Origin of the sequence: Rhodopseudomonas palustris, from assembly GCF_003226555.1 — a bacterium.
GTDB classification, from domain to species: Bacteria; Pseudomonadota; Alphaproteobacteria; order Rhizobiales; family Xanthobacteraceae; genus Rhodopseudomonas; species Rhodopseudomonas palustris_I.
The window spans coordinates 248,270-262,169 of sequence record NZ_QKQS01000038.1; the positions used below are offsets into that span (position 1 = coordinate 248,270).

Here is a 13,900-nt window from a genome sequence, read left to right on the forward strand (position 1 = left end):
GGCCGGATGATCGCGCATCTCACCCCACAGGCTCGGATCGGTCCCTTCCCACGGCTCGGTTGGTGCGCAGCAAACCACGCTTCGGCGCGAACAGGAACACCGCGCAGAACACCAGCGCCTGCGTCAGCACGATGCACGCCCCCGTGGCGCCGTCGATGTGGAAGCTGACGAGCGTGCCGACCGCGGCCGAGCCGGTGGCGACCACCACGGCGACCAGCAGCATCCGCTCGAAACTGTCGGTGAGCAGATAGGCGGTGGCGCCGGGCGCGATCAGCATCGCGACCACCAGGATGATTCCGACCGCTTTCAACGACGCCACGATCGTCAACGCGAGCAGCACCAGCAGTCCGTAGTGCAGCGCCGTCACCGGCAGGCCGATCGAGCGGGCGTGGTGGGGGTCGAAGCAGTACAGCAAGAGGTCGCGGCGTTTGAGCAGCACCGCCAGCAGCGTCCCACCGGCGACGATCGCGATTTCGATCAGGTCGCGCGGCGTGACGCCGAGCACGTTGCCGAACAGGATGTGGTTGAGATGCTGGTCGGTCTCGATCCTGGTGAACAGCACCAGGCCGAAGCCGAACATCCCGGAAAACACGATGCCCATCACGGTGTCTTCCTTCACCCGGCTGTTTTCCTTCAGATAGCCGGTGACCACCGCGCAGGACAGGCCGGCCACGAACGCCCCGGCCGCCAGCGGCAGGTTCAGCACATAGGCGCCCACGATGCCCGGCAGGACCGCGTGAGAGACGGCGTCGCCCATCAGCGACCAGCCCTTCAGCACCAGATAGCAGGACAGCACCGCGCAGACCGCAGCCACCATGACGGACGCGATCAGCGCCCGCTGCATGAACGGATAGGCCAGCGGTCCGGTGATCCAGTCGGCGACCTCGCTCACGGCGTCACCCCCGCCGCATGCCGCCGCCGGCGCGCCGCGATCACGCCGTGCTTCGGCGCGAAGTAGAACGCCGCCAGAAACAGCAGAGTCTGCAGCGTGACGATCACGCCGCCGGTAGCGCCGTCGAGAAAATAGCTGAGATAGGCGCCGACGAAGCTGGTGACGGCGCCGAGCGCGACGCTGATCAGGATCAACCGGCCGAACCGGTCGGTGAGCAGATAGGCGGTGGCGCCGGGCGTCACCACCAGCGCGATCACCAGACAGGCGCCGACCGTCTGCAGCGCGGCGACCGTGCAGGCGCTGAGCAGGGTGAAGAACACGATCTTGAGCCGCCGCGGATCGAGCCCGATGCTGCGGGCGTGGCTCTCGTCGAAGAACGTCACCATCAGGTCCTTCCACTTCAGCGCCAGAATCGCCAGCGACACCGCGGAGATGATCGCGACCTGGACGACGTCGGCATCGGAGATCGCCAGGATGTTGCCGAGCACGATGGTCTGCACGCTCACCGACATCGGCCAGATCGAGGCCATCAGCAGACCGAGCGCGAACAACGTGGTGAACACCAGCCCGATCACCGCGTCCTCGCGCAGCCGCGACTTCAGCTTGACGAACTGCATGCCGGCCGCCGCCAGGATGCCGGCGAAGAACGCGCCGAGCGCGAACGGCGCCCCGAGGATGTAGGCGGCGGCGACGCCCGGAACGATCGCGTGGCCGAGGGCGTCGCCCATCAGCGACCAGCCCTTCAGCATCAGATAGGCCGACAGGAAGGCGCACACGCCGCCGACCAGGGCGCTCACCCACATCGCCTTCAGCATGTAGCCGTAGGCGAACGGCACCAGCAGTTCGGCGAGCAGCGACCCCTCGGCCATCTCAGCTCTCCTGGTCCTGCCGCTGGTTGGGCCCGGCGTCATAGAACACCAGCGGCCGTTCGTCGTCGGTGATCACCGTCAGCCGGCGCTGATCGTCGTCGCTGTGCAGGTCGGCGCCGCCGAGCTGGAAGTTGCGCAGCACGCCGCCGAAGGCGAGCTCGAGATTGCGCTGGGTGAAGGTCTCGGCGGTCGGCCCGGCCGCCAGCACGGTGCGGTTGACCAGCACGACCTGGTCGCAGAACTGCGGAACGCTGCCGAGATCGTGGGTCGAGACCAGGATCAGCTGGCCGGCGTCGCGCAGCTCGCGCAGCAGATCGATGATCGCGGTTTCGGTCTTGACGTCGACGCCGGTGAACGGCTCGTCGAGCAGCACGATCCGCCCGCCCTGCGCCAGCGCGCGGGCGAGAAACACCCGCTTCTTCTGGCCGCCGCTGAGCTCGCCGATCTGGCGGTCGCGATAGGCCGTCATGCCGACGCGTTCCAGCGCTTGGTCGACCGCGCGGCGGTCGGCCTGCGACGGAATCCGCAGGAAGTTCATGTGGCCGTAGCGGCCCATCATCACCACGGTCTCGACCAGCACCGGAAAATTCCAGTCGATGTCCTCGCTCTGCGGGACGTAGGCGACGATGTTGCGCTTCAGCGCCCGCGCGACCGGCATCCCGCACAGCTCCACGCTGCCGGCGGACGGCCGCACGAACCCCATGATCGCCTTGAAGATCGTCGACTTGCCGCTGCCGTTGACGCCGACCAGCGCGCAGATCGTCCCGGCGCCGAGCGTGAACGAGGCGTCGCGCACCGCGGTGTAGCCGTTCGGATAGGTCACGTTGAGACCGCGCACCGCGATGCCGGGGACCGCGTCGCCCGCGCCGCGCGCCTCGGCCGGGTCGAACCGGATCATGTCCCGAACCCCTTGGCGATGGTTTCGACCGTCACCTTGAGGAGGTCCAGATAGGTCGGCACCGGACCGCCCGCGGCGCTGAGCGAATCGACATAGAGCACGCCGCCGTAGCGCGCCCCGCTCTCGCGGGCGACCTGCTTGGCGGCGCGGTCCGAGATCGTGCTCTCGCTGAACACCACCGGAATCTTATTCTTGCGCACGAGGTCGATCACCTTGCGCACCTGCTGCGGCGTGCCCTGCTCGTCGGCGTTGATCGGCCAGAGGAACGCCTCCTTCATCTGGTAATCGCGCGTCAGGTAGCTGAACGCGCCTTCGCTCGACACCAGCCAGCGCTGGTTTTCGGGGATCGCGGCGAGCCGGCGGCGCAGCGGCTCGTCCAGCGCCTTGATCCTGGCCGCATAGTCGGCGGCGTTCTGATCATAGGCGGCCGCGTTGGCGGGATCGTATTTCACCAGCGCCTTGCGGATGTTCTCGACGTAGATCAGCGCGTTGGACGGCGACATCCAGGCGTGCGGATTGGGCTTGCCGCTGTACGGCCCCTGCGCGATTCCCATCGGCGCGATGCCTTCGGTGACCACGACGCTCGGAACATCCTTCACGTTCTCGAAGAACCGCTCGAACCAGCGTTCGAGATTGAAGCCGTTCCACAGCACGAGATCGGCCGCCTGCGCCCGCACGATATCGAGCGGGGTCGGCTGGTAGTCGTGGATCTCGGCGCCGGGCTTGGTGATCGACTCCACGATCGCCTTGTCGCCGGCGACGTTCTGGGCGATGTCCTGGATCACCGTGAAGGTCGTCACCACGCGGAACGGCTTGCGGGCCTGCGCCTGGCACGGGCCGGCGAGCAGCACGCCAGCGACTGCGGCCGCGACCACGCTGCGTACCCAGCCGCTACAGATCTGTTTCAGTTTCATCTGTGTCCATCCTGATGCAGTCGCGCGCCGCGGCTTGCGTATTCGTCGCGGCGCCCGTCGCTAGAAGTGCCAGTTGAGCCGGAGCATCGCCTGCTGGCGCTCGAACTGATCGAGGTTCAGCGGCCGCTGATCACCCAAGGCGCCGCCCGCGACCTGAAACTGCCAGGTGCCGGAGATGCCGAATGCCGGCGAGACGTTGTACGAGAAGGTCGGCCCGACATAGACGGCATCACCGACGAAACGGTCCAGCCCGCCACCGTCATAGGCGCGCAGGTAGCGGACATTGATGCCGGCGAGGAATCCGGGCACGAACGCGTAGGACAGGCCGCCGTGCAGCTGCAGTTCGGAATCGTGGCCCCAGAGATTGGTCGCGCGCTCGCGGGTGGCGCCGGTGCCGTACCAGACGTTGAAGACGGCGAACAATCTGTCGGCGATCAGCTCGCGGTCGAACAGCGCCGCGAACTCGCCGCCGTACTGCTCGATCCGGCCGCCCGTCGCCTCGTCGACGCGGGACCAGTTCGGCTGCGCGTGCAACGTCAACCCGAACGGCGCCACCTTGCGATCGACCAGCTTGTAGCGGAACTCGAGCGCGGCACCGTTGAAGGTGAAATGGTTGCGGTCGTCGTAGCCGAACACGCCGCCGATCTGCTGGCCGCCGAACGACAGCCCCGGCGCGATGCGAATCCGATCGGTGAGCGTGTACTTGACCTGGGCCAGCGTCCCCAGCGTGGCGTAGCGGCCATCGCGCTTGCCGAAGCCGCCGACGTTCTCCATCTCGACCTCGATCTCGCCCTTCTGGCCGATATCGGAGCCCATCGAGAAGCCGAAGATGTGCTCGGTGTCGACGCCTTCGGCGTGGTGCGTGCCCGGCACCGTCGCGGGGCGCTGCATCGCGAAGCTCGACAGCGACGACGCGGGCAGCGACAGCCAGGGCGGCGCATCCTCCGCCGCGGCCGGTGACATCTCCGCGGCGGCACCGGCCGCGAATGCGGTCGCCACGACCATCCGCCCCCATGACGATGTCCGAACCGGCGACCGCTTCGCCGTGTCGATCTGAAGTCTCACCTGCGTTCCTTGACTTCCGAGCGCGACCAAACGGCGCGCAGTTTCATCCTGCACCGGCCGGCCTTGCGGCCATGGTGCACGGCCCCGATATTGTAGCCTTGGCTACATCGTAGAGAATGGGTCGCAACTGTCAATGCCGGATTGTTGCCTCGGCTACATTTTGACGCCGGCGAGAATTCGTGCTTTCCGGATCGCAGCAATCGCGAGCGTGAATCAATGAGCCCTGTCGTCCCGCGGAAAGCCCAGCGCAACGACGCTCCCCCGGCCGATCTGCCGACCGAGCTGGTACAGGCCCGCCGCTTCGGCAAGGCCCGGTCGGCGCAGTCGACCGCGATTCTCGAGGACTATGTCGAACTGATCGCCGACCTGTTGGCCGGCACCGGCGAAGCGCGGCCGACCGACATTGCGCGCCGCCTCGGCGTCTCGCACGCCACCGCCATCAAGACTATTTCGCGATTGAAGAAGGCCGGGCTGGCGACCTCGCGCCCCTATCGCGGCGTGTTTCTCACCGAACAGGGCCAGGCGCTGGCGGAACGCTCGCACGCCCGCCATCGGCTGGTGGTCGATCTCTTGCGCGCGGTCGGTGTCCCCCCTGAAGCCGCGGAAGCCGACGCCGAGGGCATGGAGCACCACTGCTCGGAGGCCACGCTGAAAGCGTTCGCGCAGTTTCTCCGGTCGTAGCTTCGCAGGCCGCCGGCGCCGCGGCAGGGCAGCGTCGGGATCGGTTTCGCCAAAAAGCCGAGGTATCGCTGCGTTGCCCTGCCCCAGCCACCGATTGGCACGACCGGCTGCGCGCTCATCGCGCCTGATGCACGAAATCGATGGATTGGCGGGCCTAACAGGCGCACGGTGCAGCGACCGGCGCCGGGCGTGCTGCTTTGAGTCGCACGCGATGCCGCGCCTCCGCGCTGGCCACCAAGTCACTTCCGTATCCCCATTCAGCAGGAGACCACGATGGCCAAAGGCGAACAGAAGAGTAATCGCGAAGCCAAGAAACCCAAGAAGGAAAAGGTCAAGACCATCGCCGCCGCGCCGAGCCAGAAGACCGGCAATTGGCAGCCGACCCAGGGCGGCACCGGCAAGAAGAAGTAACGCCGGCCGCAACCACCGCGGCGGCGAACCGCACCGCTCGTTCGTCATCCCGGTTCGCGTCGGAGAGCGACGCGAACCCGGCCGCGGCGACGTCCGGGCCGCCGGACCCTGCCCTGAGACCTGGCTGCCACGCCACTCGCCCGCGCTCCGCATCGCGCACGGCACGTTGAACTCCGGTGCCCCCGTGCTGGACAAAGTGGGAAGCTGACGGACGCCGCCGTAACCGGCTCCGCCCCCATTCTGATCATGCCGATGGGCCGCCGCGACCTGCGCGGCGCTGCCCAGCAGCCGGGACGCGCCGCATGCCCACCATCATGCTGATTGCCGTGATCGGCATCCTGTTTCTGCAAGCGACCGGCGCGATTCCGCCGAGCAGCGTCGGCGGACCGATGACGATCGCGCTGGCCTTCCTGCTCGGCGCCTTGGCGGTCGGCATCCACGACGCCAAAACCAGGCAACGCGGCCCGCTCGGCTGGATCGTCAGCATCGCGGTCGCCCTCACCGGCGCCATCCTCATCGCCCCGCTCGGCGGCACGGCCGTGGCCATGCTGCTCGGCCCGTTCGTGCAAGGCTCATCCTCCCTCGCCGCCGCCGGCGGCCCGGTGATGGCCGCAGCGCTCGCCGGGACAATGATCGTCACCCTGGCGGGAGCGTGGGGGGCGATTTGGGTGGTGAACAGGTGGCGGTGACCGGCATGGCGATTTGCCCATAAGCGCGTATCATCGCCACGATTGCCCTGCGCATCCGAATGTTGTTCGTGGGGCCGGTGACCGAGCGGAGAAAGCGGCATGGCGGAAGTGATCAAGGCGACAATCGTGTTCGTGTTGTCGAATTTTTCGCTGAGCTTTCTCGTGATCGGCCTGCTGTTCGCGCTGGTCGCGATCGCCCGCGCGCCAAAACCGCTGCGATCCCATGACGTGATCGAGAAACTGCTGGCCTGGCACGTGTTCTGGTCGATCGGCGTCTGCTCTCTGTACAACTTCGTGATGCACGGCTTCTTCGGCAAGATATCGGCGGCGTTCATCGGCTGGGCCGATAGCCCGTTCCAGTTCGAAGTCGCGACCGCGAGCCTCGGCTTTTCCGTGGTCGGCTTCCTCGCCGCCTTCCGCAGCTTCGACCTCCGCCTCGCCGCGATCGTCGGCCCCGGCCTGTTCATGCTCGGCGCCGCCGCCGGCCACATCCATCAGATGCTGACCCAGCACAACTTCGCGCCCGGCAATGCCGGGGTGGTGTTCTATACCGATATCCTGATCCCGGTGTTCGGCGGGGTGCTGCTGTGGCTGCAGCACCGCGGACGCGGCGCCGTGGCGCCGTTCGCCGACGGGGTGCTGGCGATGCCACAAGACGACGGCGAGTTTTCGCGCGACAATGTGCGGATGCGTAACGTCGAGCTGTGATGTGTTTGGTGGCCCCAGCGCCGTAGGGCGGGTTAGCCGAAGGCGTAACCCGCCTAACAGCCGCCGGCTTGTCTTTGCGTAGCGGCGGATTACGCTGCGCTAATCCGCCCTACGCGCTCTACGGGCTGGTTCAATTCCGTAATTGCGCCTGCCAGCGATAGAGATCCGCTTCGAGTGCATCAATGGAGCCGACGGCGTTCGTGGTTCCGCCATGAGCGCAATGATTGCGTATCGCATAGGTTTGCAAGATACGCCTGAACGACGATGACTGGCTGTCCAAGACCATCGCGAGCTTTGTGTCGAACGGCACCTTATTGCCTTTCAACGACGGAGTGTCCCAACCGCGGCGACCATTCCAGTCGGGGTTGGCGATCCTCGCGTTGACCGCTTCTTCGAATTTCGAATTCACCGCCTTCTCGAACTGACCGAACATCAGCACAAACGCGGCGCGCTCCAACATGTCGCGCCTCACTTCCATTCGATCGATGGCGGCAATATCACTGCTTCTCGCTCGCTCTGCGGTTTCGGCCTGGTAACGAGCGAAGAACCAATCGTAGCTGGCTTTGATTTCAGGAAGCTTGTCCATCGCAAATGAGGTTCGTTAATAATTCCGGTGAAAAGGGTTCGCCGTCACGCTTTGAATTCGTTCGAAAAATCGTCCAACGCGGAGCGGTCCCGCTTTCTGCCAAATCGACGATGATGAATATGCCCTTCGACGTGTAGAGATCGATCCGACCGTTGGCACCGATCACCCACAATCCCTTCGGCTTGAACAGCGCGTAACCGCGCTCTCCGTCCAAACGAAGTGTCGGCTGGCCCGTCGCAGGCAGATTGAACCGCTGCATGAGTTCTTCATGCATCGAGACCTCACCGCTATCGTTAACCTGCCATCCGTTCTCCCGCGCCCAATCGCTCACTCGTCGAAACAAGTCACTCAGGCGATTCTTCCAATCTTGGACACGGTTTTCAACGTCTTCCTTGGTGACCGAAGTCTCCAGGTCACCGTCCACGACGCCCAGATCGTCGGTCATGGCTGTTTCACTCCATTTCGATCAGGATAACTCTCGCCGTGGCAATAATCTAGATTGCCGTAATTGGAGCAGCACGATCCAGGATCAACGATTTGTGGCGGGCTCCCCGCGTCATTCGAGCGCATCTTTAGGGCTCTGCCGCCAGCAGCAGACGAGCAAGCCTTGACCGCTTCAATTTGAAGAGGTGCCATCGTAGGGCAGGTCCACCGAAGGCCCAACCCGCCAAACATCAGCAGTGCTTGTGTCGACGTAGCGGCGGATTACCCCGCGCTAATCCGCCCCACGGGCTACGGGCTTGACTAATCCGGGAAGCAAGAGGCACCCATCAGCCAAAGTGTCTACGGAGAGGATCGGAATATCGAATGAATATGTCGGAGCTCCCTGATTTCTTTGCAATAGATCACCTCGCAAAAGCACTTTGGCGCGACGGAGAAAGTCGGGGCGCCGCTCTTCTCGTAGGCTCTGGATTCAGTCGCCTGGCAACCCTTCCAGGTGGAGACTCGAAGAAAGCCCCTCTTTGGAATGATCTGAGGCAAAGCATCATCTCACAAATATATGGCAGCGCCAAAGAGGACGAATTTCCAACTGACCCCCTCCGCCTTGCCGAAGAATACCGCGCAATGCTTGGTCAGGCTGCCCTTGACGACTTTATTCGAACGCAAACTCCCGACCGCAGTTGGGAGCCCGGAGAACTGCATGAACTGCTCCTCCGACTTCCATGGACGGACGTACTCACAACAAACTGGGACACTCTCCTTGAGCGCGCCGCTTCGAATGTCAGCGAAATAGCTTACGAAGAGGTATTGACTGGAAACGACTTGGCGCGTGCTCGCCCCCCGCGCATCGTGAAACTTCACGGAACTCTTCCTTCTGGCCCTTTCATTTTCGCCGAGGAGGACTACCGCACGTATCCAACACGCCATGCTGAATTTGTTAATCTGGCCCGACAGGTGTTTCTCGAAAACGAACTCTGTCTAGTCGGATTCTCAGGCAATGATCCAAATTTCTTGCAATGGTCTGGTTGGGTACGTGATCATTTAGGAGGCGGAGCCCGCCGCATATATCTCGTGGGAGTCCTCAACTTGCACCCGGCTGCGCGCCGGCTTCTCGAACTTCGCAATGTCGCCCCCGTTGACCTCGGGCCTCTTGTCGCGAAGGTCTCCCCGGCCTATCGCCATGTCAAGGCAATGAAGCTGTTCCTAGAATATTTGCATAGTTCAAAGCCAAGGCCAATGTACGCATGGTCACCTCAGCAACAGCCAACGACCGGCATCACAGCGGAGCAAGTTGATCGCCGTTTCAAGGACAAAGCATACGCGGCGGAACTGATTGTTAAAGCGGCGGAAACATGGCGCATCGAGAGGGAAGGTTACCCAGGATGGCTTGTGTGCCCGAGCGGCAAGCGCGCAGCACTCCGATACGCTACGGATAACGTTCTGATAAGCAAAGATGCGCTTAATCTAATCACTCCCGAGCAAAGGAATCGCGCTCTGTTCGAGCTCGCCTGGAGATTTGACAAGGCGTACTGGCCGATTCCTGATTTTCTCTTCGACGCATTCTTTCGAATCATCGAACAAGAATGCATCGCCGACCCGACAAAACCCAAGGATGCATTGCCTCTTTCGCTTTCAGAATACCTCGATCTCGCAGCCATTACTTTGCGCGCAGCAAGGCACTCGAGCAATCTTTCGGCCTTCAACAAAATAGCGGACGTTATCGGACGATACTCTGACATAGGAACCGATCATCGAGCCGAGCTTGCCTATCAAAAGTGCCTCAACCTGCGCGACAATCTTCAGTATGCCGATCTACTTCAGGAAGTCGCCTCGATTCAGGGTCCTGATCCAATCTGGAGTTTGCGACAGGCCAACATCCGATGCGAGCTATCGGACTTCGCCGGCGGGAAGAAACTCATTCTCGCAGCACTTACCGAACTCCGAAGCCGTCAACAACGGGATCGGAACTCGCTTTGGCTGCTGTCTCGAAGAGCATGGGCCGAATTCTTGGCCCGGGCCGCGCTACGAGGCGTCTACGACCCATCGGAAGAGCAAAGACTTGACCGAGATCGCGACTGGCCGTTGGATTTTAAGGGCGCCAAATGCGATCCGTGGGATGAACTGAAATATGTCGAAGACGCGATCGAACGTAGGTTTCGGGAGCAAGAAAAGAAGAACTTTGACGCGAAGCCCCACTTCGACGCGGGAACCTATATCGAGGGAGCCAGCGGAGTACATTTCCAAAGTTGGACCAATGCACCTCCAAATTACGAACTGGACAGATTGGCCGAAGACGCAGGACTCCCTGTCTCTATCGACATGGCCTCGATCAGGGGAGACAGTTCCAAGAATGCGCTAGCCATCAGCTTCGAGCCAACAGAAGATTGGTATTTACGACTTTTTCAGACACTTCGCAGCCATGAAGACACCTTGATAGATCGCCACCTTGATCGTGCATCCGTTGCTAAGCTACCGACAACGATCGCTCAGCCACTTCTGGATAAATGTGTTGCCGCCATTCAATTTTGGCGCACCCGGACGATGCACCAGCGCCCCGACACCATCGAGAAACATTTCAATACGCATGCGATCGAGAAGATTCGCTTCCTGACCGAGGCTATTTCTCGGCTCGTAATCCGCAGCGGCGACCAAGAGGCGAGGACTCTTTTCGATTTCGCCCTGGGTCTATCGAAGGATTCAGATCTTCAACATTGGTGGCTCTGGGAGCCTATTGGTCATTTGCTGAAGCGGTGCACTGAGGCCATGAGCAAAGTGCAGAAGGCAGAATTGGCTCTGACAGCCATTCAATTTCCTCTGCCCAATGCGACGCATGGAATTGTTCGAGATTGGCCACGCCCCCTCGAGTACATTGCAATGAGCAACTATGACCGGACCCAGAATGCGACCGCATGGACTATCCGAATCAATGAATTGATCGAGGCCGTCACTTCGTCGGCGCCAAGCGAGAGGGTCGAGGCAGCACACCGGCTATCGCAGCTCCACAGGCAACGTCTATTAACCGCCGCAGAAGAGGCTGCATTTGGAGACGCCTTGTACACGCAATTGGATGAAAGGAACCTTCCTGCGAATACGAATCTCTATGCATTCACGTTTATCAATCTACCAAGCCCAGCCCCCGAAACTGTTAAGACGCGTTTTGCCGACTGGGCATACCGGAAAGCAAAAGATGGGAAGATAGACGAGGACATCCTGATCTGCATTCATGGCGCGGCGCGCAGACGACGCCCTGATGACGTGTCAGTGCTTCCAAGCAAAGAAGATGGCCTCATCATCCTCGATTCCATACTGGCATGGCGCCCTCCAGAGAATTCCTTCGCCGTCCCGTTCGATTTGGATCGTGGCCGACCAAAACGTATCGCACGAGAAATCGGGCCGTGTTTACTTCACGGCATCTTGCCTTTGCTAAAAGCGGAGGATCTAACAGAGGCGCGCATTCACGGCCTCTTCAATCTAATTTCGGACGTACCAGCTCCCTCCGCGCTTCAGACTTTGCCGTTCCTTCTTTCACTAAACCCAGACTTGGAGGATCGCGTCACAAGATCAATTAGACGCGCCATGATGGGAAGTAATTTCGATTGTGTTTCTGGTGCGACTGCAGCTATGGCCAGGTGGAGCGCTGATCCAGGATTTGGCATTGACTTGCCGAGAAGTCTAATCGAGCAACTTCTTCTTGCTATAAGTGCTAGACAGGCAACTGGGTTAGCCGCACTTCTTTGGTGCGCAAACCGACTACTTCGTACTGAAAAATTGACGACGACCGACAAAGCCACGCTGGCAGAGACATTGGCCGATTTGCATATTGAAACCCAATACAACCGTGTGGACTCGCAGCCACTCCTCATATCGCTCTCTGTTGTCCGCGCCGAATGCACGCGATTGGCGTATCAACTCTCCGCCGTCGGCATCACTAGCAATGGAATTGCAGCGTGGCTCGATTCCTACAGGCTTGATCCGCTTCCAGAGGTGCGCTTTGCGCTGGACTCGGCCGCGTTGGATGCATCTTAGTGCGGAGTTAGGGGCGACCTTTCGACCTCAACATGTTTTGAGTTGCCTAACAAAAAGCCCCGGAGAGTCGCTCCGGGGCTTTGTCGCTTCACGCAAGATGGATACGCGGATCGAGCCCGCGTATGACGCTTGGCGGTATCAATACCGATAGTGATCCGCCTTGAACGGCCCCTCGACCTTGACGCCGATGTAGTCGGCCTGGTCCTTGCGCAGCTCGGTGAGCTTGACGCCGATCTTGGCGAGGTGCAGGCGAGCGACCTTTTCGTCCAGCGTCTTCGGCAGCACGTAGACCTTCTTCTCGTACTTGCCCTGGTTCTGGAACAGCTCGATCTGCGCCAGCGTCTGGTTGGTGAACGACGCCGACATCACGAAGGACGGATGGCCGGTGGCGTTGCCGAGGTTGACGAGGCGGCCTTCCGACAGCAGCACGATGCGCTTGCCGTCCGGGAAGGTGATCTCGTCGACCTGCGGCTTGATGTTGTCCCACTTCAGGTTCTTCAGATGCGCGATCTGAATTTCGTTGTCGAAGTGGCCGATGTTGCAGACGATGGCGCGATCCTTCATCGCGCGCATGTGCTCGATCGTGATGATGTCCTTGTTGCCGGTGGCGGTGACGAAGATGTCGGCGATCGGCGCCGCGTCTTCCATGGTCACGACCTGGTAGCCTTCCATCGCCGCCTGCAGCGCGCAGATCGGATCGACTTCCGACACCATGACGCGGGCGCCGGCCTGGCGCAGCGACGCCGCCGAGCCCTTGCCGACGTCGCCGAAGCCGGCCACCATCGCGACCTTGCCGGACATCATCACGTCGGTGCCGCGGCGGATGCCGTCGACCAGCGATTCACGGCAGCCATAGAGGTTGTCGAACTTCGACTTGGTGACCGAGTCGTTGACGTTGATCGCCGGGAACAGCAGCTTGCCGGCCTTCTCCATGTCGTACAGACGATGCACGCCCGTGGTGGTCTCTTCCGACACGCCCTTGATGTTCTTGGCGAGCGTGGCGAAGTAGCCCTTCGGCTTCTCTTTCAGGATGCGCTTGATCAGCGCGAAGAAGATCTCTTCTTCTTCCGAATTGTGCTGATCGAGGAACACGGTGTCGCCGTTCTCGGCGCGCAGGCCCTGATGCACGAACATGGTGGCGTCGCCGCCGTCGTCGAGGATCATGTTCGGGGTGCCACCGTCCGACCAGTCGAACAGCTTGGCGGTGTAGTCCCAGTAATCCTTCAGCGTCTCGCCCTTGACGGCGAACACCGGAATGCCGGCTGCGGCGATCGCGGCGGCGGCGTGGTCCTGGGTCGAATAGATGTTGCACGACACCCAGCGCACGTCGGCGCCGAGCGCCACCAGGGTCTCGATCAGCACCGCGGTCTGGATCGTCATGTGCAGCGAGCCGGCGATGCGGGCGCCCTTCAGCGGCTGCTTCGGGCCGTATTCCTCGCGGGTCGCCATCAGGCCGGGCATTTCGGTCTCGGCCAGCGAGATCTCCTTGCGGCCGAACTCGGCGAGGCCGATGTCCTTGACGATGTAGTCGGTGAACTTGGCGGTCATGCGGATGGGTTTCCTGATGTCTGTGTCAGTCGAACTGAGCACTACGAACTGAATCGGGCAGTTTGAGGCAGTGCATTTGCGCTCCCTCTCCCCGCTCGCGGGGAGAGGGGTGGGGTGAGGGGGCGTCGCCGCGAGGCCGAGAGGCTCGGCTGCGCTGAAGCGGGGGGGGGGG

The 13,900-nt window shown here is 62.0% G+C and carries 13 protein-coding genes; 5 read left to right on the forward strand and 8 right to left on the reverse strand.

Features of this window, described 5'->3' with window-relative positions:
* Positions 1-19: 19 nt before the first annotated feature.
* Genes DNX69_RS24990 through DNX69_RS25010 form a run of 5 tightly spaced genes read right to left on the reverse strand, consistent with a single transcriptional unit; the run spans position 20 to position 4,578 of the window.
* The gene (locus DNX69_RS24990) at positions 20-892 is read right to left on the reverse strand and encodes a metal ABC transporter permease (RefSeq protein WP_110788708.1); all 873 of its coding nucleotides are present in this window, start codon (positions 890-892) and stop codon (positions 20-22) included.
* A complete protein-coding gene (locus DNX69_RS24995) occupies positions 889-1,761 on the reverse strand; it encodes a metal ABC transporter permease (protein ID WP_110788709.1) in 873 nt (290 codons plus the stop codon). The genes DNX69_RS24990 and DNX69_RS24995 overlap by 4 nt, the downstream gene beginning before the upstream one ends.
* Position 1,762: 1 nt before the next feature.
* Positions 1,763-2,659, reverse strand: a complete 897-nt coding sequence (locus DNX69_RS25000) for a manganese/iron ABC transporter ATP-binding protein (RefSeq protein WP_110788710.1) — start codon at positions 2,657-2,659, stop codon at positions 1,763-1,765.
* A complete protein-coding gene (locus DNX69_RS25005) occupies positions 2,656-3,573 on the reverse strand; it encodes a metal ABC transporter substrate-binding protein (protein ID WP_110788711.1) in 918 nt (305 codons plus the stop codon). The genes DNX69_RS25000 and DNX69_RS25005 overlap by 4 nt, the downstream gene beginning before the upstream one ends.
* A gap of 60 nt (positions 3,574-3,633) precedes the next feature.
* The gene (locus DNX69_RS25010; RefSeq protein ID WP_110788712.1) at positions 3,634-4,578 is read right to left on the reverse strand and encodes a hypothetical protein; all 945 of its coding nucleotides are present in this window, start codon (positions 4,576-4,578) and stop codon (positions 3,634-3,636) included.
* Positions 4,579-4,854: 276 nt separating this feature from the next.
* Between DNX69_RS25010 and mntR the strand changes: the two genes are divergently transcribed.
* From mntR to DNX69_RS25025, 4 genes are all read left to right on the forward strand, one after another.
* Positions 4,855-5,319, forward strand: a complete 465-nt coding sequence (gene mntR / locus DNX69_RS25015) for a manganese-binding transcriptional regulator MntR (RefSeq protein ID WP_110788713.1) — start codon at positions 4,855-4,857, stop codon at positions 5,317-5,319.
* 273 nt (positions 5,320-5,592) lie between these two features.
* On the forward strand, positions 5,593-5,730 hold the full coding sequence (locus tag DNX69_RS26430) for a hypothetical protein (RefSeq protein WP_013503926.1): 138 nt from the start codon (positions 5,593-5,595) through the stop codon (positions 5,728-5,730).
* 314 nt (positions 5,731-6,044) lie between these two features.
* Positions 6,045-6,419 (forward strand): hypothetical protein, encoded by a 375-nt coding sequence (locus tag DNX69_RS25020; protein ID WP_234827071.1) that lies wholly within the window; start codon positions 6,045-6,047, stop codon positions 6,417-6,419.
* 99 nt (positions 6,420-6,518) lie between these two features.
* Entirely contained in the window at positions 6,519-7,127 is a 609-nt protein-coding gene (locus tag DNX69_RS25025; protein ID WP_234827072.1) for a DUF6790 family protein, read from the forward strand.
* 130 nt (positions 7,128-7,257) lie between these two features.
* Here DNX69_RS25025 and DNX69_RS25030 read toward each other — a convergent pair whose 3' ends face one another.
* A complete protein-coding gene (locus tag DNX69_RS25030; protein ID WP_110788715.1) occupies positions 7,258-7,713 on the reverse strand; it encodes a hypothetical protein in 456 nt (151 codons plus the stop codon).
* Entirely contained in the window at positions 7,697-8,158 is a 462-nt protein-coding gene (locus DNX69_RS25035) for a hypothetical protein (protein WP_110788716.1), read from the reverse strand. The genes DNX69_RS25030 and DNX69_RS25035 overlap by 17 nt, the downstream gene beginning before the upstream one ends.
* A 362-nt stretch (positions 8,159-8,520) precedes the next feature.
* Here DNX69_RS25035 and DNX69_RS25040 point away from each other — a divergent pair, with 362 nt between their 5' ends.
* Complete coding sequence (locus tag DNX69_RS25040; protein WP_110788717.1) at positions 8,521-12,180, forward strand: SIR2 family NAD-dependent protein deacylase; 3,660 nt, start codon at positions 8,521-8,523, stop codon at positions 12,178-12,180.
* 138 nt (positions 12,181-12,318) lie between these two features.
* Here the strand turns inward: DNX69_RS25040 and ahcY are convergent, their stop codons facing one another.
* Complete coding sequence (ahcY, locus tag DNX69_RS25045) at positions 12,319-13,728, reverse strand: adenosylhomocysteinase (RefSeq protein ID WP_107345696.1); 1,410 nt, start codon at positions 13,726-13,728, stop codon at positions 12,319-12,321.
* Between the last annotated feature and the right edge of the window lie 172 nt (positions 13,729-13,900).